Here is a 19,732-nt window from a genome sequence, read left to right as displayed (position 1 = left end):
TCATTTAAAGAGTGCGTAATAGCTCACTGGTCGAGTGACGCTGCGCCGAAAATGTATCGGGGCTAAACAAATCACCGAAGCTGTGGATTGATACCTATGGTATCAGTGGTAGGAGAGCGTTCTAAGGGCGTTGAAGTCAGACCGGAAGGACTGGTGGAGCGCTTAGAAGTGAGAATGCCGGTATGAGTAGCGAAAGATGGGTGAGAATCCCATCCACCGTATGACTAAGGTTTCCTGAGGAAGGCTCGTCCGCTCAGGGTTAGTCGGGACCTAAGTCGAGGCCGATAGGCGTAGACGATGGACAACAGGTTGATATTCCTGTACCACCAAACCACCGTTTGAGCAATGGGGGGACGCAGAAGGATAGGGTAAGCATGCTGTTGGTTATGCATGTCCAAGCAGTGAGGTGTGAGTGTAGGCAAATCCGCACTCTGTAACATTGAGCTGTGATGGCGAGGACTTAGTCCGAAGTTCCTGATTTCACACTGCCAAGAAAAGCCTCTAGCGAGGTGATAGGTGCCCGTACCGCAAACCGACACAGGTAGTCGAGGAGAGAATCCTAAGGTGAGCGAGAGAACTCTCGTTAAGGAACTCGGCAAAATGACCCCGTAACTTCGGGAGAAGGGGTGCTCTTTTGGGTGTATAGCCTAGAAGAGCCGCAGTGAATAGGCCCAGGCGACTGTTTAGCAAAAACACAGGTCTCTGCAAAACCGTAAGGTGAAGTATAGGGGCTGACGCCTGCCCGGTGCTGGAAGGTTAAGAGGAGTGCTTAGCGCAAGCGAAGGTGCGAATTGAAGCCCCAGTAAACGGCGGCCGTAACTATAACGGTCCTAAGGTAGCGAAATTCCTTGTCGGGTAAGTTCCGACCCGCACGAAAGGCGTAACGATCTGGGCACTGTCTCAACGAGAGACTCGGTGAAATTATAGTACCTGTGAAGATGCAGGTTACCCGCGACAGGACGGAAAGACCCCGTGGAGCTTTACTATAGCTTGATATTGAATTTTGGTGCAACTTGTACAGGATAGGCAGGAGCCTTAGAGCCCGGAGCGCCAGCTTCGGAGGAGGCGTCGGTGGGATACTGCCCTGGTTGTATTGAAATTCTAACCCATACCCGTAACCCGGGTAGGAGACAGTGTCAGGCGGGTAGTTTGACTGGGGCGGTCGCCTCCTAAAGTGTAACGGAGGCGCCCAAAGGTTCCCTCAGAATGGTTGGAAATCATTCGAAGAGTGTAAAGGCAGAAGGGAGCTTGACTGCGAGACCTACAAGTCGAGCAGGGTCGAAAGACGGGCTTAGTGATCCGGTGGTTCCGCATGGAAGGGCCATCGCTCAACGGATAAAAGCTACCCCGGGGATAACAGGCTTATCTCCCCCAAGAGTCCACATCGACGGGGAGGTTTGGCACCTCGATGTCGGCTCATCGCATCCTGGGGCTGTAGTCGGTCCCAAGGGTTGGGCTGTTCGCCCATTAAAGCGGTACGCGAGCTGGGTTCAGAACGTCGTGAGACAGTTCGGTCCCTATCCGTCGTGGGCGTAGGAAATTTGAGAGGAGCTGTCCTTAGTACGAGAGGACCGGGATGGACACACCGCTGGTGTACCAGTTGTTCTGCCAAGAGCATCGCTGGGTAGCTATGTGTGGACGGGATAAGTGCTGAAAGCATCTAAGCACGAAGCCCCCCTCAAGATGAGATTTCCCATTACGCAAGTAAGTAAGATCCCTCAAAGACGATGAGGTAGATAGGTTCGGGGTGGAAGCGTGGCGACATGTGCAGCTGACGAATACTAATCGATCGAGGACTTAACCAAATAGAATTTGCACATTTCAATGTCTTTTATCCAGTTTTGAAAGAATATAAAAAAGATTTTTAAAAAACTATTGAAATATTCTCTAGTTATGGTATAATTAATCTTGTCTTTCAAGTTAATAGGTCTAGTGATGATGGAGAAGAGGTCACACCCGTTCCCATACCGAACACGGAAGTTAAGCTCTTCATCGCCGATGGTAGTTGGGGGTTTCCCCCTGTGAGAGTAGGACGTCGCTAGGCTTAATAATATTCCGAAGTAGCTCAGTGGTAGAGCAATCGACTGTTAATCGATTGGTCGTAGGTTCGAGTCCTACCTTCGGAGCCATTTTTGGAGAGCTGTCCGAGTGGCCGAAGGAGCACGATTGGAAATCGTGTAGGCGGCTAACCCTGTCTCAAGGGTTCAAATCCCTTGCTCTCCGCCAGATATTTACTCTCTTAATACATAAAATGGCCCCTTGGTCAAGCGGTTAAGACACCGCCCTTTCACGGCGGTAACACGGGTTCGAATCCCGTAGGGGTCACCATTAATATTTTACCCAGGAGGATTAGCTCAGCTGGGAGAGCATCTGCCTTACAAGCAGAGGGTCGGCGGTTCGAGCCCGTCATCCTCCACCATTAAGTTTCAAAATATTTAAATTAGTAATTATAATATTGTCGCGGGGTGGAGCAGTGGTAGCTCGTCGGGCTCATAACCCGAAGGTCGCAGGTTCAAATCCTGTCCCCGCAACCAAATGGTCCCGTGGTGTAGCGGTTAACATGCCTGCCTGTCACGCAGGAGATCGCCGGTTCGATCCCGGTCGGGACCGCCATTTTTTAGAGATTTGAGATAAGCGAGAAGGTCGAGGAAGCGATTGAGTGAACGAAGGAGCGTACTAAAGTACGTAACTGAATGAACGAATGAAGCTGACAAAGAGATTCGATGCTTAGCACAAATCGAAGTAGGCTCAGTAGCTCAGTCGGTAGAGCAAAGGACTGAAAATCCTTGTGTCGGCGGTTCGATTCCGTCCTGAGCCACCATTAATTAGCCGAAGTAGCTCAACTGGTAGAGCAACTGACTTGTAATCAGTAGGTTGAGGGTTCAAGTCCTTTCTTCGGCACCACTGAAATGTGGAGGGGTAGTGAAGTGGCTAAACACGACGGACTGTAAATCCGTTCCTTAGGGTTCGGCGGTTCGAATCCGCCCCCCTCCACCATTTTTATTTTAGGGGCATAGTTTAACGGTAGAATAGAGGTCTCCAAAACCTTTGATGTGGGTTCGATTCCTACTGCCCCTGCCAATTTTACAGTTAACTTGAATAATGGCGGTTGTGGCGAAGTGGTTAACGCACCGGATTGTGATTCCGGCATTCGTGGGTTCAATTCCCATCAGTCGCCCCATATTCCTAATTTGTTAGCTTTTTTTTATTTATGGCGGTTGTGGCGAAGTGGTTAACGCACCGGATTGTGATTCCGGCATTCGTGGGTTCAATTCCCATCAGTCGCCCCATTGGGGTATAGCCAAGCGGTAAGGCAACGGATTTTGATTCCGTCATGCCCTGGTTCGAATCCAGGTTCCCCAGTTTTTTGCGGAAGTAGTTCAGTGGTAGAACACCACCTTGCCAAGGTGGGGGTCGCGAGTTCGAACCTCGTCTTCCGCTCCAACTTTTAAATGGCGGCATAGCCAAGTGGTAAGGCACAGGTCTGCAACACCTTTACCACCGGTTCAAATCCGGTTGCCGCCTCCAATTTTTATATTAGTAACAAGTGACTCATTAATTTTGCCGGTGTGGCGGAATTGGCAGACGCGCGGGACTCAAAATCCCGTATCCTCTGGATGTGTCGGTTCGACCCCGACCACCGGTATATTGCACGAAATTCAATTGAAGATGGAATTTTAAAAAACTCTTATGAATGCTGTTATATCAGCATTTATAAGAGTTTTTTTATTTTAACTAAATTTTTATTACTTGATTTTTACGATGAATTTGGAGTTTATTTACACATTTTTTACACAAGTCTATATATTATCTAAAAACAATTCTATAGTAAATGCGACATTACGTGTCAATAACATAAGCACTTATAGATACAGAACAGTCACAAGAGTATTTTTAAGATCCAATAGTTTCACTTTTCTTAATGTTGTAGATTCAGGTTCTGTGGCAAATTTATTTGATTTTTATGCTGCAAACGGAACTAATGTAACTACTGAAATAACCTTATCAGCATTAATTGGTGATTTGACTATGTTCGCTCATTAAAGTCATGGCGAGTTTGATTATACGATATCATCGGGTATAATTACTACTGGCTCTATTACGGCTATAAATAATTTCACTTTCTTCAATCCATCTGGATATTTTCCTTTAATATCCAGTATTTATATAGTGCGCAACATGTAATCTAAATAGTAACTACCGGGATTTAGCGCTCTGGTATTCGCTTTCCGCGGGCGTTGCCTCAGCCTCCTCGCTTCGCTGTGGGGTCTTCGGCTAACGCTATTCTCGCAGGAGTCTCATACCGCCGAGCTAAATCCAAATAATGTAGTTATTATTCTTTAAAATAAAAACCGATAAGTGAATAAGTTAAAAACATGCTTTGAATGTGACCACTGTCTCTTAATATAGCTTTTACTTGGCATGGAATGACACTTATAAAGTGTACACTACATAAATTGCACATAACGGTAGTTATCTTGCGATTAAAGCGTGGGATCTTTCGATTAGGATACTTTACTTAGCGATTTCGGTGTTAGATCTTGCGATTCAAGGCTCCTAGCTTTCGATTAGTAAAAAGTGGCATCTTCTTATGATAGAAAGCACCTATCCTATGGTAACGAGTCCCTTTATGAGCTTTTACACGACGGCACACACAGAATAGTCAACAAGCTACGTTGATTGTAGCGAAAGGGCGGCGACTCCAGCCGGATGAGTGAGACAGATGAGCAATCGCAGGCGAACGCGTAGCGTCGGCGATGGCTCATCGCTCACCCGGCGGAAAGCGTCCGCCCTGCAGCGAAAATCCTAGCGATATCTACGACGCATTATATCTATATTGCGTCGTAGTAGAAAATTATTAGTATAGAAGGAACTATTACTATACTTTTTTATAAAAAAATCTTTTGTTTGACGTTCAAAATTTAATTTAGCTGAGGAAAAAATAAGGTTAAATAAATCAGTTTGTATTAACTTCGACTATTTGGTATATTATTAGGTATATACAATCGTTGATGTGATCAAGTAAATAAGAATTGTGAGACAGAAAATATAGCAACTTGCTGAGAGCTATATCACCGCTTCTTGTTGAAACCTACCACGGAGATGTTATGCAAACATAACCGATTCGTTGTCGTTAACCAACGTTTGAGATAGTTCGTTAAAATTGATGAACTAATTAAAGGTGGTACCGTGTCTATCCAGTGTAAAGACGCCCTTTTTATAAGGGAGTTTTTACGCTTTTTTTATTTTAAAGGAGGAAAAGTAGATGTCTACACAACAAAATGATTTTACAAAATGGTATATCGACACTATTCAGAAGGCAGATTTAATGGATTATACACCTGTTCGTGGGTGTATCGCGTTTAAACCGGATGGCTTTGAAATTTGGGAGCATATTCAAGCCGAAATGAACAGACGCTTTAAAGAAACCGGACATCGCAATGCTTATTTCCCAATGCTTATACCAGAGTCATTTTTCCAAAAAGAAAAGGATCATATTGAAGGTTTCGCTCCGGAGCTACCATGGGTAACAGAAGCAGCTGGTGAGAAACTAGAAGAGCGCTTAGCATTACGTCCAACTTCTGAAACGATGATTGGTCATTTGTATTCAGATTGGATTAAAAGCTATCGTGATCTACCAGTATTAATTAACCAATGGGCAAACGTGTTCCGTTGGGAAAAGAAGACGCTTCCTTTCATTCGTACATCTGAATTTTTATGGCAAGAGGGGCATACTGCTCATGTAGATGAAGAGGATGCACGTAAAGAAACAATGCAAATGCTTAACATCTATAAAGAGGTTGTAGAAGAGCTTTTGGCTATTCCGGTATACGATGGACAAAAGACACCATCTGAACGTTTTGCAGGGGCTGTGGATACGTATTCGATTGAAGCAATGATGAAGGATGGAAAAGCTGTTCAAGCTGGGACTTCTCATTACTTGGGAACGAAATTTGCAGAAGCATTTGATATTAAATACTTGAATAAAGAAAACAAACATCAACATGTTCATACAACATCATGGGGAACTTCTACACGATTAATCGGTTCTGTTATTATGGTGCATGGTGATGAGCAAGGTCTTGTATTACCACCACGTGTTGCACCAACGCAAGTTGTTTTAATTCCAGTGGGACCTTGGAAGAAGAACCCAGCTATTATGGAGAAACTTGATGAGCTATATGCTGATTTAAAAGCAAAAGGTATTCGTGTACGTCTCGATGATTCAGATCAATCACCAGGTTATAAATTTAATGAGTGGGAGCTAAAAGGTGTTCCCGTCCGTGTTGAATTAGGACCTCGTGATTTAGAAAACAACCAAGCACTACTTAAAGCACGTGATGAAGGTGACAAGGTATCTGTAGATATTCCTAATTTAGTGGAGCGTATTGAAGAAGAACTAACAACAATGCAAACCCGTTTATTAGAAAAAGCTCGCGCATTCCGTGATCAAAATTCACATACAAATGTGGATTCATTAGACCAATTAAAACAACATCTTGCAGACTCGACTGAAAAGGGAGAAATTCCAGGTTGGATTCTTGCAGGATGGTGTGGAGACGACGCTTGTGAAGAACAAGTGAAAGAGGAAACAAAATTCACGACACGTAATATTCCTTTCAATCCACCAGTTGAAAAGTCTACATGTATAAACTGTGGAAAAGAATCAAAACATACAGTTTGGTTCGGTCGTGCGTATTAATTAAATAATAGAAACATCTCTAAAAATCAACCATTGCTTATTAAATGGTTGATTTTTTATTTATTCAAAATTTCATGTAAGATAAAAGGAATACAACCGTCTAATTAGTAAAGAAAGGGGGGATCCCTTGGAGAGGAATTTGATAGAAGAATGGTTTGATTTATTCGAAAGAGATATTACAAGTTTTCTAGTGTACTATACAGGATCATTGGACGTAGAAGATTTAGTACAAGAAACCTTTCTTCGTGCATTGAACAAAATGTCAAGATTCAACGAGAATGCACATCCAAAAACTTGGTTAATATCCATCGCAAGAAATATGGTAATAGACCATTATCGTAGAAACCGCGTATGGAATAAAATGAGGCATTTATTTTTCCACGAACAAAATATCTCGTTTGATACAGAGCAGCGAATTCTTCTAAATCAAGAAAATGCCAATTTATATAAAGCAATTAATAGGCTACCAGCAAATCAAAAAGAAGTAATTATTTTAAGAGGGATTTTGGAAATGCCATCCAAGGAAGTCAGTAGCATTATGAAAAGTAATGAGAATAACATAAATGTACTGTATCACCGTTCCTTAAAAAAGTTGAAAACAATGCTCGAACAGGAGGGGGATGAATATGGAAGATTTTAATAAACTGCAAGAAGAGTTAAAAAAGCTTCCTAAATATTCTCTAGAAATCGACCAAAAAGCTAAAGTTTTGCATTCATTAAGATCACAGCAAAATTCCCCTAAGAAAACTTTTTTCTTAGCACCGTTCTTTACTGTAATCGGAATGTGCTCCGTCCTATTTTTTCTTTTTTTTACAAATGAGGCTACTAACAAATTAAGTGCGCATCCAGGAACAGTTTTTACATTACCAGATAGAGATCAAGAGGTAGTTGGGGTAGAAGGAAAGATAGGGATTCTTGTTTTTAAGGAGCAATTTGTTGCAGAAGATATGCGAAGAGGATCTAAGCTGATGTTGTACTACTGGGGGGATCCAAATGTTCTCGTTGGAAAGAAATACTTGGTCGAAGCTGAGAATAAAAAAGGGAAGAAAGTTGAGTTGTCACGAGGGATTCTTTCGGATGGTTTATATATTGAGGACGCCCACGCATTAGCTAACTTCCCTCCATTTCCAACCGAGGGAGAATGGCAGTTATCCTTTTATGTGGAAGATGTTTTATTTGATGCATTTACTATTGATGTGTACCCACCGTTTCCTAAAACAGAGCATTATACTTTACTTGATTCTCCAAGGGAGCTTCCCGTTGGTGAAATATTTGAGTTATATATAGAAAGCACAATTGGTGAAAAAGAGGAAATTGACGTTCAACTAATTGATAATAAAGGGAATCTTATGGAAGAGACCATTTTTCAAAGAGAAAGTTTGGGTTATAGGAACTCACAGGAAATTTACTTATATAAAGGTGACATCACGTTAAAGGATCACGGATCTTGGAAGCTCATAATTGACGGAGAGCAAACAGGGCTTTTCAACAATTAGAATAAAAAACATCCTTTCCTACTGAAGGTAAGGATGTTTTAATTTATAAACTCTTGACGACTATCAATAGAGCACTTATAGGAATTGCGGTAATAATTCTAGCTACTCTTTCTGTAGTTATATCCTCCATTCGTTATAATCATTGTGTAACACAATAGAGCTTGCATCTCCACCATGAATTTGGGTAAACATAGTACCCATAGATTCAACTAGTTTACGGCCATCTTCTAAATTAATAGAAGGACGTAGGAAGACAATCTGGACAGCATTTGTAGTTTCTTCCGTGACAGCAGTCTTTACCGAGTCAACAAACGGGCTGCCAAATGGTCCAGTTGTATCTGAAAGCGCAAGTATATTTTTTATATTATTTTCTCTGCCATTTAGTCCTTCATATATAGTTTCTTCATTGCCAAGAGAAATGGATACATCCCCATGAATCTTTCCTAAATCATAAATTCCCATTGGTATTTCATATCGCATGGAGAAGAAATTATTTAAATCAACAGCAGAATGCAAAGGTGTGATATAATTTTGTTTTGCAATTCGTCGATATAATGCTTCAACAGAAGGACGGTATCGGTTAGGATCTGCACCTAGTTTCTTCCATAACGTTCGCCATTCTTTAATTCCCTCAAATTCTGTTACGGACTTTTCTTCCATTTCAAAGAAAAGTTGCTCCTGAAATAATTGGAGACGTCCTTTAAGCATTTGGGGAGAAGAGGTAACGACAATTTTGGTATAATGAATAATGCCTATTTTAAGAGTAGGTTCGACTTGCAATAAAGAATTATCTAGTTTTATTATCATAACGACCGTCCTTACACGTATTTTCTTAAGTTTAGCATAAGAGAGGAGAACTTTTGTGAATATAAACCAATTTCAAGAACATCTAATTGAATATGCTGCTTCCATTGGAATTGATAAAATTGGGTTTACTTCTGCTTCTCCCTTTCATGAATTAAAAAATAGATTAATTAGGCAACAGGAGCTAGGATTTGCTTCGGGTTTCGAAGAACCGAACATAGAGAAAAGAACGCATCCGGAGCTTTTGCTTTCAGAAGCGGAAAGTATTATAGCAATTGCCATTGCCTATCCATCGAAAATGAAAGATGCTCCGTCGAGTATAAAGGGTGCTAGGAGGGGAATATTTGCAAGAGCATCATGGGGGATGGATTATCATACCGTTTTACGTGAGAAACTTGCACTTTTAGAGTTATTTATACTAACACATAAGCCTGATGCAAGGTTGCGCTCCATGGTTGATACTGGGGAACTTTCTGATCGGGCTGTGGCGGAGCGAGCAGGCATAGGGTGGAGTGCTAAAAACTGTGCGATTATTACACCAGAGTTTGGGTCGTATGTGTATTTAGGTGAAATGATTACTTCGATTCCTTTTGCGCCAAGTGAGCAAATGGAGGATCAATGTGGAGACTGTAGGCTTTGTTTAGATATATGTCCAACTGGAGCTTTAATCGAAGGTGGACAACTGAATGCCCAGCGTTGTATTGCATTTATTACTCAAACGAAAACAATGGTTTCAGATGAGTTTCGAGCTAAAATAGGGAATAGAATTTATGGATGCGATACTTGCCAAACGATTTGTCCGAAAAATAAAGGGAAAGCTAATTTACATCAAGAAGCATTTAAGCCAGACCAAGAGCTTGTAAAGCCATTACTGTTACCATTATTAAGTATGACAAATCGATCGTTTAAAGAAACATTTGGGCATATGTCCGGAGCTTGGAGAGGGAAGAATCCGATTCAACGTAATGCGATTATCGCGCTTGCACACTTTAAGGAAGCTTCGGCGGTACCTACGTTAATCGAATTAATGGAAAAAGATACTCGTCCCGTTATTCGAGGAACAGCTGCATGGGCAATTGGTAAAATTAATACAGACGATGGACTAACGGCACTAAAAAAAGCGGAACAAACAGAAGAAGTAGAAGAAGTATTAGATGAAATTAGAAAAGGGTTACAGTTTTATATATTGGAGAAATAGGAAGTGGAGAATTTGAGTATTAATATCGTGTTATATCAACCAGAGATTCCGGCAAATACAGGGAATATTGCAAGAACATGTGCAGGAACAGGGGCGAAGTTACATTTAATTCGACCGCTTGGATTTTCAACAGATGACAAAATGTTAAAACGAGCAGGACTCGATTATTGGGAGCATGTAGACATTACCTATTATGATGGATTAGATGAATTTTTTGAGAAACATCCGGAAAAGGAATATTATTTAATTACGAAGTTTGGTGCAAAACCGCATACAACTTACGATTTTAGTGACGTGGAAAAAGATCACTTCTTTATTTTTGGACGTGAGACAAAAGGGTTGCCTCGTGAATTTATTGACGCACATCCAGACCGGGCTTTAAGAATTCCGATGAACGATAATATTCGATCGTTGAATTTATCAAATACAGCAGCAATACTTATTTATGAAGCTTTACGTCAGCAGGATTATCCAAATTTACATTAAAAAAACGGACAGGTCTAATTAGACTTGTCCGTTCTTAGTATTATTACTTGTCAGATGCACCTGGTTTGTCATCGTAACCTGCTTTGAAAATTGCAGCAAGGAACGCTACAATAACACCAAGAATAAGGATAAGATTCATATTGAGTTCCTCCTCTAATATATTATGAACTAAGTATACCCTACTTAGTATTAAAAAGAAATATTACGGGAAAGTGAAATTATGTCTGAATTGTTTCTATTGAAAGTTGCAACCTATGGAATATTCTAATACCATAATGAAAAGGAGTGATTTTTTAAATGAGCAATTTGAAAAATGGTCCAGAAAACGGTTCGATGGCAACAAATATGGAAGAGGTAAAGCTACTGGGAAAGCAAATGGAAAAGCTGAGAGACGATAATGAATTAGAACAAGATAATCGTGTATCAGATCCAGCACAAACCGATGATACATCTTCAATGAAACAGAGAAAAAACGACTGATACTTCATCAGTCGTTTTCCTCAAAAGAAAGGATGAATACATTGAAATTACATAAGAATTCAACAAAGCAATTAGCAAATGGAGTAGAAATGCCACGTATAGGTTTAGGAGTGTATAAAATGACGGAGCCAGATATTGCGCTACAAGCAATTTCAGCGGCTTTAGATAGTGGATATCGTCATATTGATACTGCTTCCCTTTATGCAAATGAGAAAGAAGTCGGAGAAGCAGTACGTAACTCTAAAATAAATAGAGAAGATATTTTCATTACCACAAAAGTATGGAACTCCGATCAAGGGTACGATCAAACATTAAAAGCATTCGAAAAGTCATTGGAATTATTAGGACTTGATTACATAGATTTATATATAACGCATTGGCCAGTGAAAGAGACTTTCATAGATACGTATCGTGCAATTGAACGTTTATATGAAGAGAAGCTAATCCGTGCTACTGGTGTATCTAATCATCATCAACACCATTTAGAAGCAATTGCTGCAAAAGCAAATGTTAAACCAATGGTCAATCAAATCGAATGTCATCCTCGTTTAACACAATTTGACCTTCGAGAATATTGCCAAGAACAAGGAATTGCAGTTACTTCATGGTCACCACTTGCAAGAGGCGGTTTACTTAACGAACCGACATTACAACGAATTAGTGGAAAATACGGTAAATCCCCAGCACAAACAATCATTCGTTGGCACTTGCAACATGACTTAGTCGTTATTCCAAAATCAGTGACACCTGCTAGAATTGCTGAAAATCTAGATGTTTTCGATTTTGAATTATCGTTTGAAGATATGAAAAATATTGATGCACTAAACTTAAATGAACGTACTGGAGCAGACCCTGATAACTTTAGCTTTAAATTTTAAATTGGTAGGAGGAGATATTATATAAGTAATGCAATCCTCTTTCACGCGACGAGCTTGCGCAGGAGCACATGCTTTTTATGCGACGAGCTTGCGCAGGAGCACACCCAGATAACTTTAGTTTTAAATTTTAGCTCTGTTAACCTATACTATTAATTTCCGTGGGGGTGACGCCTTTCACTACAATCAATTAAATGTTTTAAATTCAGAAATTACATCTAATAAAGCATAAATTTTAAGTAGAAACACTATGGCCATGCTTTCTCCAATTCAGAGAATGCAAAGCTATAGTGTTTTTTATGTTTCTAGTATTCAGAAATATTTACCAAATATGAAACTTTCCATCAAATACAAACGTATTAAAGTGAACTGTTTGGCTTCTCCAGTTTATTAATTAATAAATCACAGTTCAAATGAGGTGAATTTATGGGATTGTTTTTTGAGAAAGTTACGAGAAAAAAGAGCGCAAAGCCTATTGTAATTCTAAGAGTGTTAATGCTTATTGCGATGTCTATCTTTTTGATAATGACATTATTCAATGATTTAAATATGTACTTTCTGAAATATGTCTTTGTAATAGCAGGTGTCTTCTCTATTATGGATGGAATCGAAAGTTACTTTCATAAACAAAGTCGGAAGGTTATTCTAACGGAGATGGGAGTAGGAGTGGTTTATATCATTCTTTCAATTTCAATAAAATAGGGGGAAATCATTTATGAAAATGGAAAAAAAAAATCGGATTTTTTTGTGTATCATCATTAGTTTGTTCTTGTTAGGTGCATGCCAAAAAGGTACTGAGGAACCAACCATTCAATTTTCAAATGGTTCTGTACAATTAACACCAATTTATTATGGCGACCGATTTAACGAGGATGAAGCTCAAATTGAGGAGAAAATTCAATATTTCATGATTGGTAAGCTATTTGTTGAACTGCCAAACGTTATTTATGGTGAACAAATTCAAATACAGGCTCAAAATTTTAGTACGAAGAACTACGAAGTCTATGATTACCTATTAGATGGAAAAGGAAATATTATTTCTGAATATGAAATGACTCCAACTTTAGTAAAAGTAATGGAACAAGGTATGACTACTTTCACTTTTGAACCATCACACAATGCAAAAGTATATGCCGATTATGCAATTGACCATCAATTAGCTCATTGTATTTTAATAAGGTCAAAAATTTACAAGAGCAATTTTGCATTTGCGACTTTAATTTTAAGTGAAGAAGAAATATAAGCATTTTACTGAGTTTTTCATTTATTGCTTATAAGCCTTCCAACATGGAGAAAGAGTGGTAGAGAATTATGACAATATTGCTTTATTTCATCGTTTCTATGGTTATTAGCTTGATTGTTAAAGTTGTATTATTGGTTACTTACAAAGACAAAGAAAAGTTGGATAAGGGATTTGTATTTCCTTATATAAGGTTAAGTTATAGAAGAAAGACAATTCGAACACTATGGACTTTTCCTATAATTCTTGTAGGACTTATTGTTATATATCTTTATGGAGAACTAAATATTATGTGGAATCTAATCTTATTAATGGTTACATTGATTCTTACCTTTTTACAACTAGCGAACAATTATAAAAAATGGAAAAAATATGAACGAGGTTAATCCAAGATCCTTTTTAATTGATATGCAGAATAAGTAGAAAAGGGGAATGAATTGAATCCTGTTGATAGGAGAGAAATCCATGCCGAACCAGTTTCATCATTTAGCAAGAGGGGTCTTTCTACAAAATAATAAAGTCTTACTTGCACAAGCAATAGGACATACAAATACCTTTTTACCTGGTGGACATATTGAATTTGGTGAAAGTGCAAAAGATGCACTGATGAGAGAGATTGAAGAAGAACTGGGTATTGAATGTGAAGAGGTAAGTTTTCTTGGTCTAGTAGAACACAAGTGGGAGAAACAGGGTATATTAAACTGCGAAATAAACCAAGTTTTTGAAATTAAAAGCGACCAATTAAATACAAGTAATAACCCAAAATCTACCGAATCTCATCTGAAGTTTTTCTGGTGTAATGGAGATGAATTGGATTCTAAAAACTTGCAGCCATACCCATTTAGGACTCTAATAAAAAACTATTTAGAAGGAAATAAAGATGTTTGGTGGGAGAGTACATTAAACGCAGAAATGGATGATTCAAACAGAAATTAGATTTTACAACTTCAAGTTACATGGAATAGTACAGCATTTTGAAAAAAAGGAATATCACACATCCCTATAGAATATATCAGTATTCATGGAAATTTATTGGGAGGTAATTTTATAAAAAAACTATTTGGTGTTTTATTAGTAATATTCGGCGTAGTGGCCGTTTTGATTGGATTAATTCCTTATGTAATTGATTTTCCATATACTACTTGGGGTGAAAATTCTGGTCCTAAAAACTATTGGGAGCTTATTATTTACATTGCTTATGATGGATGGTATTTACATTTTGGAATAGTAATGGTGTTAGTTGGATTTTTTTTACTCTATAAATTAAGAAAGAAGACTCCTGGAAATCTGATAGTTCTAAAATAAAAGGACAATGGGGAAAGGGGATGGAACTATTGAAGAAGAAAAACAGTTTAATTTTCATTTTAGGTCTTGTAGTTGGTGTTTTTACCGGGAATGGAATATTTATATGGCTAGGTATACCTACTTATGATCAATTACTTGAAATGACGCTAGGAAAACCGAACGCGCTAAATAGAGTGATAGCAATTCTAGTAACAGGCGTACTCATTTATTTAATCTATTCAATACCTTTTAACATATTTAAACGAAAGAAAAAATCAATTTAATGCAATAAATAGGGAATACTAGTTTTTTTTTCAAAGAACGGAGCAATTTGATAATGATTGCAATGGAGGATAGCAACTAGCAAGAAAAATTGTACTTCTTTCTAATTTTGATGAGCTTTTCGGTTCTCCTTTTTATTTGTTCAAGAGAGACAGAATAATTGGAGAATCTGTCAGATCCAATTATTCAAAATCCATTAGTAATTACGCAGAATAACAAAAAATTTAAAATATTTACCTATTATCAAAAATTCGATGACTTTTTAGAGAGTGAAAAAAAGTAGCCGGATAATTTAGCAGAGCTACGGTAATAGTAGCTGATGTTTCGTCCAAAGCACTAGGGAAATAGTAGAGATCAGATGCACTTAAAGGTCGACTGCTTTAGATTATAATGGGGGAAATATGTGAAAAAATAATCAGTGTAATTTTTTAATAATGTTCACTTTAGCTGGTTGTACCTTGAAAACAAAAACACTCCCTGAATTTTATGAAAAAGACCTTGATGATGTAACGAAAATAGTCATAGTAGATGGAATTACAGGATATAAAAAAATAATTAAAGATAAAGTAATCATACAGAAGCTTTTAAGAGAAATAAAAGATATAAACTTCACTCCAGAAGAAAGTCAAGAACAACGAGAGGGGTGGAGTTATTCAATTACTCTTTTCCAAGATGATGAACAAACTTTCCAATTTGGACTTACACAAGTAAAGGGAAATTACTATTATACAGAACCAGATATACTTCCAATTGTTGATAAATTTTATGAAAACCTTGATCTTCAAGAAGAATAATTCCTTATCTTCAATAAAAGATGACATTCCTTAATGAAACCTAAGCAAATAATGAACAATCAATAAGAAAAGGAGGGAAAGTATTGAAGATGAAATTATTATTTTTTGCAATAGTACTATCCATATTTTTTATTGTTGGTTGTACGACCAATCAAGAAGTTGGGAATGCTAATGGTACAGATAGTTATGAAAATATTAGAGAGACTGCTTGGAACTTCCTTGTAGAAAAAGATTGGACTGAAAGAGCAATAGAAGACTGGAAAACGGCGGAAGTAGAGAAGATTATTGCTCGAAATAACTATGCATTCTTAGATGAAAATTATGATGGCAAAGAAGTATTTGCAGTTTCTTTTGAAGATAAAGGGAAATTTGTAATGGGTCCTCCTGTAATACTTGTTGATTCCGATACGAATGAAGTAATTGGCTATATCCTAGCCGAATAAAAAACTATTATGATGCGAACAGTAGATTTTACTGTCAATAATACAAATGGTGGTTGGTTAGTGGGGTTGCTCATTAATCTAATGATCTATTCCTTATAACACCAAATACACAAAATAAAAAGTATCGGTAATTGACTACCGATACTTTTCCTTATTTCCTATCTTCTATCCTCGACAACAATCAACTCTCCCGTAATCGGATGTGCAAACTGTACTTTGAATGCGTGAAGTTCATAAGTTTTGGTTGGTGACTTTTTCGCTCCGTATAAATCGTCTCCTACAATTGGATGACCTAGATGGGCAAAATGTACACGAATCTGATGGGTACGTCCTGTTTCTAGAATTGCATGTACTTTTGTAAAATCAGGATTTCTTCCTACAACTTCATAGTGGGTAATTGCAACTTGACCTGATGGAGATACTCTTTTTCTTGTTGCATGGTGTCGATCCACACCTATGGCAGCTCGGATGGTGCCGTTGTTATTTTTTACTTGGCCTTCGACAATCGCTTCATACGTGCGGACGATTTCTTTATTTTCCAACATACGATCTAGCATCCCTTTGACGATAGGATTTTTCGCAACAACGATTAGACCTTTTGTCCCTTCGTCTATTCGATGTACATGCTCTCCATAAGCTTGTCCCTTACTAGATAAGTAATGATGAACCGTATTCATGAATGTGTGGTTTTGACCTGCTTCATTTGGATGTGTTGCAGCACCACGAGGCTTCGATGCAATTAGTAAATACTCATCTTCATACGCAACATAAAGAGGTATTTGATCGGAAGAAAGATAATTTGAAGCATCGCCCTCCCATGTAAAAACTAGTATATCCCCTTTTTGAAGCGGCGCTTTCCATTGCATTAGTTCTCCATTTACATCACTGACTGCTTTTTGCATACGTAAATCATGGATAAGTTTTTTACCAAGCTTCCATTTTTGTTGAAGAATTATATCAATTGTTAGTGCATCCTCTTGTACTGTATAACTAAATGTATGTATCATTTTTTTCTCTCCCTTTAAAAAAGGCCATGTCATTTTGACACGACCGTTTTAATTATTTTAACACTACTTGATCAAAAAAAGCTTGAATTTCATCATCTGGGTGAGAACCTAACAATCTAGCTACTTCTTTTCCATCTTTAAAATAAACCAGTGTCGGTGTAGCTTCTATGGAATAATCATCCCAGCCTTGGTCATATTCAAGTATATTATATTTTACAATTTTAACCCCATTTTTCTTTGCAAGAGGAATTAATCTAGGAGTCATTTCCTTACAGTGGCTGCATTCTGGACTAAAAAAGTAGACTGTAACTGGTTCGCCAGTGTTAATTTTTTCTTTTAGCTTATCGGGCATAATAATATTTTGATAGTTTGGGTCTTTTAGTAAATCAATAGTAGATTGTCTTAAATTAGTTTTATCATATGGGTTGTCCGCCATTTTTGTTTTGTTTGATTGGTTCGTTAGTACGATAATTAATATAAAAACAACTACTATTATTCCACCAAATGCAGCTAATCTTTTCATACTACTTTTCCTCCTTAATACTTCTTAAAACCAATACACTACTAATAATGATTAAAATGAATGCTATAAGAGCTAAAAATGGGATCGTAATAAATCCTAAATAATTTATGTAGTCACTAGTACAAGGTACTCTACCACAAGCAGGTGCGGATTCTTGCATAAAACTAATTTTTTGAATGCTATAGTGATACGCGGATATACAACCTCCGATAATAGAAAAAATGAGAGTTGTAACTGCAACTTTAGCATTTTTTTGTGCATATGCAACACCTAAGATTATGACTAGGGGATACATGAGAATACGCTGATACCAACATAATTCACAAGGTTCATACTGTCGTATTTCTGAAAAGTATAAGGAACCAAGAGTAGCAGTTAAAGCCACAGACCACATAAATAACAATAGATTTTCCACTTTTTTTGTCATAGGATGCTCCTTTAAAATACTTTGAACTCAAATAAAAGTATACGGGTTCTTTAAAAGTATGTAAAATATTTTATCTGTTTAGGAAAGAGAGATATAATAGAAGATACTTAACTATAGAGGAGCGATTGGAATGTCCGAAGAATTTGATCTATCCCAATTTGAAAAAAGTATGATTATAAGACAAACGTCTTTTGCAGATATAGAATCCATTTTAGAAATCCAACGTCTTTGTTTCCCTGGAATGGATCCATGGGAAGTAGCGCACTTACGTAGTCACTTAACTATTTTTCCAGAAGGACAATTAGTTGCAGAACTAGATGGCAAAGTGATTGGTTCTTGTTCGAGTTTGATTATTAACTTTGATGAGTACGATGACCGCCATTCTTGGTCAGATGTAACGGATGCTGGCTATATTACAAACCATAATCCTGACGGGTATAACTTATATGGCATCGAAGTAATGGTGCATCCGAATTATCGTAGAATGAAGGTAGGGCAACGTCTATATGAAGGAAGAAAAGATATTGCCAGACAGTTCAATTTAAAATCCATCATAATTGGCGGGCGTATTCCAAACTTTCATAAACATTCACAGGAAATGTCACCGAGAGAATATGTGACGGCTGTATCAAGACATAAATTATATGATCCAGTACTTACATTTCAGTTAATGAACGGATTTACATTGATGCGTATCAACCCAAACTATTTGCCAGACGATAAGGCATCCGTTAAATACGCTACATTGATGGAATGGAATAATGTTGATTATATTCCACTTTCAAAGCGTCATTTTAAAACGAGCTATCCAGTTCGGATTTGTGCAGTACAGTATATGATGCGTAAAATTAATTCGTTTGAAGAATTTGCAAACCAATGTGAGTACTTTGTAGACGTAGCTTCAGATGCACAATCCGATTTCGTTGTGTTTCCCGAAATTTTTACAACGCAATTAATGTCATTTTTAGATGAACCTTCACCAAGTCAAGCCGTGCGTAAGCTAACGGAATATACACCACAATATATGGAGTTATTTTCCGATTTAGCTGTGCGTTATAATATTAATATTATTGCTGGTTCCCACTTTGTGGAAGAAGAAAATGAAGAAATCTATAATATTGCATATTTATTTCACCGTGACGGTTCTATTGACAAGCAGTATAAAATCCATATTACACCGAATGAACGTAAATGGTGGGGAATTAGTGCAGGGGATTCTGTAAAAGTATTTGATACAGATTGCGGAAAAATTGCGATTCAAATTTGTTATGATATAGAATTTCCAGAACTTGCTCGGATTGCAACGGATATGGGTGCAAATATTATTTTCACTCCATTTTGTACAGAAGATCGCCAAGGATACTTACGTGTTCGTTACTGTGCACAAGCTCGAGCAGTTGAAAATCAAATTTATACGGTCATCTCTGGTACAGTAGGAAACTTGCCGCAAACGGAGAATATGGATATTCAATACGCACAGTCTGCTATTTTTGCACCATCGGACTTTGAATTTGCACGGGATGGAATTGTGGGAGAAACAGAACCTAATTTAGAGATGGTGTTAATCGGGGATGTTGATTTAGAAATTTTAAGACGTCAACGTCAAGATGGGACAGTTAAGCATTTGAAAGATCGCCGCCATGACGTATATGAGATTGATTATAAAAAGTAAGGAATGGGGTTTCAATAA

19 protein-coding genes, 16 tRNA genes and 2 rRNA genes (1 of these 37 running past the window's edge) are annotated in these 19,732 nt (G+C 37.9%); 33 read left to right on the top strand and 4 right to left on the bottom strand.

Going from position 1 to position 19,732, the window contains the following annotated elements; translation table 11 throughout:
- The 21 genes from PB01_RS15660 to PB01_RS15560 form a co-directional block, all read left to right on the top strand.
- A 23S ribosomal RNA gene (locus PB01_RS15660) occupies positions 1–1,805 on the top strand; it begins 1,123 nt to the left of the window's first position.
- Positions 1,806–1,928: 123 nt separating this feature from the next.
- Positions 1,929–2,044: ribosomal RNA gene (rrf, locus tag PB01_RS15655) — 5S ribosomal RNA — on the top strand.
- Positions 2,045–2,054: 10 nt separating this feature from the next.
- Positions 2,055–2,129: transfer RNA gene (locus PB01_RS15650), tRNA-Asn, on the top strand.
- 5 nt (positions 2,130–2,134) lie between these two features.
- Positions 2,135–2,226: transfer RNA gene (locus PB01_RS15645), tRNA-Ser, on the top strand.
- A gap of 27 nt (positions 2,227–2,253) precedes the next feature.
- Positions 2,254–2,328: transfer RNA gene (locus PB01_RS15640), tRNA-Glu, on the top strand.
- Positions 2,329–2,343: 15 nt separating this feature from the next.
- Positions 2,344–2,419: transfer RNA gene (locus PB01_RS15635), tRNA-Val, on the top strand.
- 40 nt (positions 2,420–2,459) lie between these two features.
- A tRNA-Met gene (locus PB01_RS15630) sits at positions 2,460–2,534 on the top strand.
- Positions 2,535–2,537: 3 nt separating this feature from the next.
- A tRNA-Asp gene (locus PB01_RS15625) sits at positions 2,538–2,613 on the top strand.
- A 132-nt stretch (positions 2,614–2,745) separates the two neighbouring features.
- Positions 2,746–2,821, top strand: a tRNA-Phe gene (locus PB01_RS15620).
- Between the two features lie 7 nt (positions 2,822–2,828).
- Positions 2,829–2,904, top strand: a tRNA-Thr gene (locus tag PB01_RS15615).
- 9 nt (positions 2,905–2,913) lie between these two features.
- A tRNA-Tyr gene (locus PB01_RS15610) sits at positions 2,914–2,997 on the top strand.
- Between the two features lie 10 nt (positions 2,998–3,007).
- A tRNA-Trp gene (locus PB01_RS15605) sits at positions 3,008–3,081 on the top strand.
- Positions 3,082–3,105: 24 nt separating this feature from the next.
- A tRNA-His gene (locus PB01_RS15600) sits at positions 3,106–3,181 on the top strand.
- 33 nt (positions 3,182–3,214) lie between these two features.
- A tRNA-His gene (locus tag PB01_RS15595) sits at positions 3,215–3,290 on the top strand.
- 1 nt (position 3,291) lies between these two features.
- A tRNA-Gln gene (locus PB01_RS15590) sits at positions 3,292–3,363 on the top strand.
- 6 nt (positions 3,364–3,369) lie between these two features.
- Positions 3,370–3,444 (top strand) — tRNA-Gly (locus PB01_RS15585).
- Positions 3,445–3,454: 10 nt separating this feature from the next.
- Positions 3,455–3,528, top strand: a tRNA-Cys gene (locus PB01_RS15580).
- Between the two features lie 35 nt (positions 3,529–3,563).
- Positions 3,564–3,646 (top strand) — tRNA-Leu (locus PB01_RS15575).
- A gap of 1,620 nt (positions 3,647–5,266) precedes the next feature.
- Positions 5,267–6,703 carry a proline--tRNA ligase gene (gene proS / locus PB01_RS15570; protein WP_151701049.1) on the top strand — a complete coding sequence of 479 codons (1,437 nt, stop codon included), beginning with the start codon at positions 5,267–5,269 and terminating at the stop codon, positions 6,701–6,703.
- 127 nt (positions 6,704–6,830) lie between these two features.
- Positions 6,831–7,343: an RNA polymerase sigma factor gene (locus PB01_RS15565; protein WP_151701048.1), complete on the top strand. Its 513-nt coding sequence runs from the start codon at positions 6,831–6,833 to the stop codon at positions 7,341–7,343.
- Complete coding sequence (locus PB01_RS15560) at positions 7,330–8,199, top strand: hypothetical protein (protein WP_151701047.1); 870 nt, start codon at positions 7,330–7,332, stop codon at positions 8,197–8,199. The genes PB01_RS15565 and PB01_RS15560 overlap by 14 nt, the downstream gene beginning before the upstream one ends.
- Positions 8,200–8,316: 117 nt before the next feature.
- Here PB01_RS15560 and PB01_RS15555 read toward each other — a convergent pair whose 3' ends face one another.
- Positions 8,317–9,006, bottom strand: a complete 690-nt coding sequence (locus PB01_RS15555; protein WP_151701046.1) for a B3/B4 domain-containing protein — start codon at positions 9,004–9,006, stop codon at positions 8,317–8,319.
- Between the two features lie 55 nt (positions 9,007–9,061).
- Between PB01_RS15555 and queG the strand changes: the two genes are divergently transcribed.
- The 11 genes from queG (at position 9,062) to PB01_RS15495 (ending at position 16,085) form a co-directional block, all read left to right on the top strand.
- The gene (gene queG / locus PB01_RS15550) at positions 9,062–10,201 is read left to right on the top strand and encodes a tRNA epoxyqueuosine(34) reductase QueG (protein WP_151701045.1); all 1,140 of its coding nucleotides are present in this window, start codon (positions 9,062–9,064) and stop codon (positions 10,199–10,201) included.
- A gap of 12 nt (positions 10,202–10,213) precedes the next feature.
- On the top strand, positions 10,214–10,687 hold the full coding sequence (gene trmL / locus PB01_RS15545) for a tRNA (uridine(34)/cytosine(34)/5-carboxymethylaminomethyluridine(34)-2'-O)-methyltransferase TrmL (RefSeq protein ID WP_151701044.1): 474 nt from the start codon (positions 10,214–10,216) through the stop codon (positions 10,685–10,687).
- A 297-nt stretch (positions 10,688–10,984) separates the two neighbouring features.
- Positions 10,985–11,167, top strand: a complete 183-nt coding sequence (locus tag PB01_RS15540) for a hypothetical protein (RefSeq protein ID WP_151701043.1) — start codon at positions 10,985–10,987, stop codon at positions 11,165–11,167.
- 89 nt (positions 11,168–11,256) lie between these two features.
- On the top strand, positions 11,257–12,045 hold the full coding sequence (locus PB01_RS15535) for an aldo/keto reductase (RefSeq protein WP_225986278.1): 789 nt from the start codon (positions 11,257–11,259) through the stop codon (positions 12,043–12,045).
- A 423-nt stretch (positions 12,046–12,468) separates the two neighbouring features.
- Positions 12,469–12,744 (top strand): hypothetical protein, encoded by a 276-nt coding sequence (locus PB01_RS15530; RefSeq protein WP_151701041.1) that lies wholly within the window; start codon positions 12,469–12,471, stop codon positions 12,742–12,744.
- A gap of 13 nt (positions 12,745–12,757) precedes the next feature.
- Positions 12,758–13,285, top strand: coding sequence for a hypothetical protein (locus PB01_RS15525; protein ID WP_151701040.1), 528 nt, complete (start codon positions 12,758–12,760; stop codon positions 13,283–13,285).
- 68 nt (positions 13,286–13,353) lie between these two features.
- The gene (locus PB01_RS15520; RefSeq protein WP_151701039.1) at positions 13,354–13,668 is read left to right on the top strand and encodes a hypothetical protein; all 315 of its coding nucleotides are present in this window, start codon (positions 13,354–13,356) and stop codon (positions 13,666–13,668) included.
- 79 nt (positions 13,669–13,747) lie between these two features.
- On the top strand, positions 13,748–14,218 hold the full coding sequence (locus tag PB01_RS15515) for an NUDIX domain-containing protein (RefSeq protein WP_151701038.1): 471 nt from the start codon (positions 13,748–13,750) through the stop codon (positions 14,216–14,218).
- 398 nt (positions 14,219–14,616) lie between these two features.
- Complete coding sequence (locus PB01_RS15505) at positions 14,617–14,850, top strand: hypothetical protein (protein ID WP_151701036.1); 234 nt, start codon at positions 14,617–14,619, stop codon at positions 14,848–14,850.
- A 456-nt stretch (positions 14,851–15,306) separates the two neighbouring features.
- Positions 15,307–15,642 carry a hypothetical protein gene (locus tag PB01_RS15500; RefSeq protein WP_225986060.1) on the top strand — a complete coding sequence of 112 codons (336 nt, stop codon included), beginning with the start codon at positions 15,307–15,309 and terminating at the stop codon, positions 15,640–15,642.
- Positions 15,643–15,731: 89 nt separating this feature from the next.
- Positions 15,732–16,085 (top strand): hypothetical protein, encoded by a 354-nt coding sequence (locus PB01_RS15495; protein WP_151702077.1) that lies wholly within the window; start codon positions 15,732–15,734, stop codon positions 16,083–16,085.
- Positions 16,086–16,243: 158 nt separating this feature from the next.
- On the opposite strand, the gene PB01_RS15490 is transcribed toward PB01_RS15495, so the two are convergent.
- Genes PB01_RS15490 through PB01_RS15480 form a run of 3 tightly spaced genes read right to left on the bottom strand, consistent with a single transcriptional unit; the run spans position 16,244 to position 18,042 of the window.
- Positions 16,244–17,092 carry an RluA family pseudouridine synthase gene (locus tag PB01_RS15490; RefSeq protein ID WP_151701034.1) on the bottom strand — a complete coding sequence of 283 codons (849 nt, stop codon included), beginning with the start codon at positions 17,090–17,092 and terminating at the stop codon, positions 16,244–16,246.
- Positions 17,093–17,144: 52 nt separating this feature from the next.
- Positions 17,145–17,615, bottom strand: a complete 471-nt coding sequence (locus PB01_RS15485; protein ID WP_151701033.1) for a thioredoxin family protein — start codon at positions 17,613–17,615, stop codon at positions 17,145–17,147.
- A 1-nt stretch (position 17,616) separates the two neighbouring features.
- Positions 17,617–18,042 (bottom strand): disulfide oxidoreductase, encoded by a 426-nt coding sequence (locus PB01_RS15480; RefSeq protein ID WP_151701032.1) that lies wholly within the window; start codon positions 18,040–18,042, stop codon positions 17,617–17,619.
- A gap of 130 nt (positions 18,043–18,172) precedes the next feature.
- On the opposite strand from PB01_RS15480, the gene PB01_RS15475 reads away from it, so the two are divergent.
- Positions 18,173–19,714 carry a carbon-nitrogen hydrolase family protein gene (locus PB01_RS15475; RefSeq protein ID WP_151701031.1) on the top strand — a complete coding sequence of 514 codons (1,542 nt, stop codon included), beginning with the start codon at positions 18,173–18,175 and terminating at the stop codon, positions 19,712–19,714.
- The last annotated feature ends 18 nt before the right edge of the window (positions 19,715–19,732 follow it).

The organism is Psychrobacillus glaciei, from assembly GCF_008973485.1.
GTDB classification, from domain to species: domain Bacteria; phylum Bacillota; class Bacilli; order Bacillales_A; family Planococcaceae; genus Psychrobacillus; species Psychrobacillus glaciei.
This window is presented reverse-complemented; position numbering and strand designations above follow the sequence as displayed.

Coding starts and splice junctions, on each gene's coding strand:
- PB01_RS15535 (WP_225986278.1), top strand. CDS start 11,257: ATGCCACGTATAGGTTTAGGAGTGTATAAAATGACGGAGCCAGATATT.
- PB01_RS15555 (WP_151701046.1), bottom strand. CDS start 9,006: ATGATAATAAAACTAGATAATTCTTTATTGCAAGTCGAACCTACTCTT.
- PB01_RS15530 (WP_151701041.1), top strand. CDS start 12,469: ATGGGATTGTTTTTTGAGAAAGTTACGAGAAAAAAGAGCGCAAAGCCT.
- PB01_RS15515 (WP_151701038.1), top strand. CDS start 13,748: ATGCCGAACCAGTTTCATCATTTAGCAAGAGGGGTCTTTCTACAAAAT.
- PB01_RS15495 (WP_151702077.1), top strand. CDS start 15,732: ATGAAATTATTATTTTTTGCAATAGTACTATCCATATTTTTTATTGTT.
- PB01_RS15480 (WP_151701032.1), bottom strand. CDS start 18,042: ATGACAAAAAAAGTGGAAAATCTATTGTTATTTATGTGGTCTGTGGCT.
- PB01_RS15475 (WP_151701031.1), top strand. CDS start 18,173: ATGTCCGAAGAATTTGATCTATCCCAATTTGAAAAAAGTATGATTATA.
- PB01_RS15525 (WP_151701040.1), top strand. CDS start 12,758: ATGAAAATGGAAAAAAAAAATCGGATTTTTTTGTGTATCATCATTAGT.
- PB01_RS15560 (WP_151701047.1), top strand. CDS start 7,330: ATGGAAGATTTTAATAAACTGCAAGAAGAGTTAAAAAAGCTTCCTAAA.
- PB01_RS15540 (WP_151701043.1), top strand. CDS start 10,985: ATGAGCAATTTGAAAAATGGTCCAGAAAACGGTTCGATGGCAACAAAT.
- PB01_RS15490 (WP_151701034.1), bottom strand. CDS start 17,092: ATGATACATACATTTAGTTATACAGTACAAGAGGATGCACTAACAATT.
- PB01_RS15485 (WP_151701033.1), bottom strand. CDS start 17,615: ATGAAAAGATTAGCTGCATTTGGTGGAATAATAGTAGTTGTTTTTATA.
- PB01_RS15520 (WP_151701039.1), top strand. CDS start 13,354: ATGACAATATTGCTTTATTTCATCGTTTCTATGGTTATTAGCTTGATT.
- proS (WP_151701049.1), top strand. CDS start 5,267: ATGTCTACACAACAAAATGATTTTACAAAATGGTATATCGACACTATT.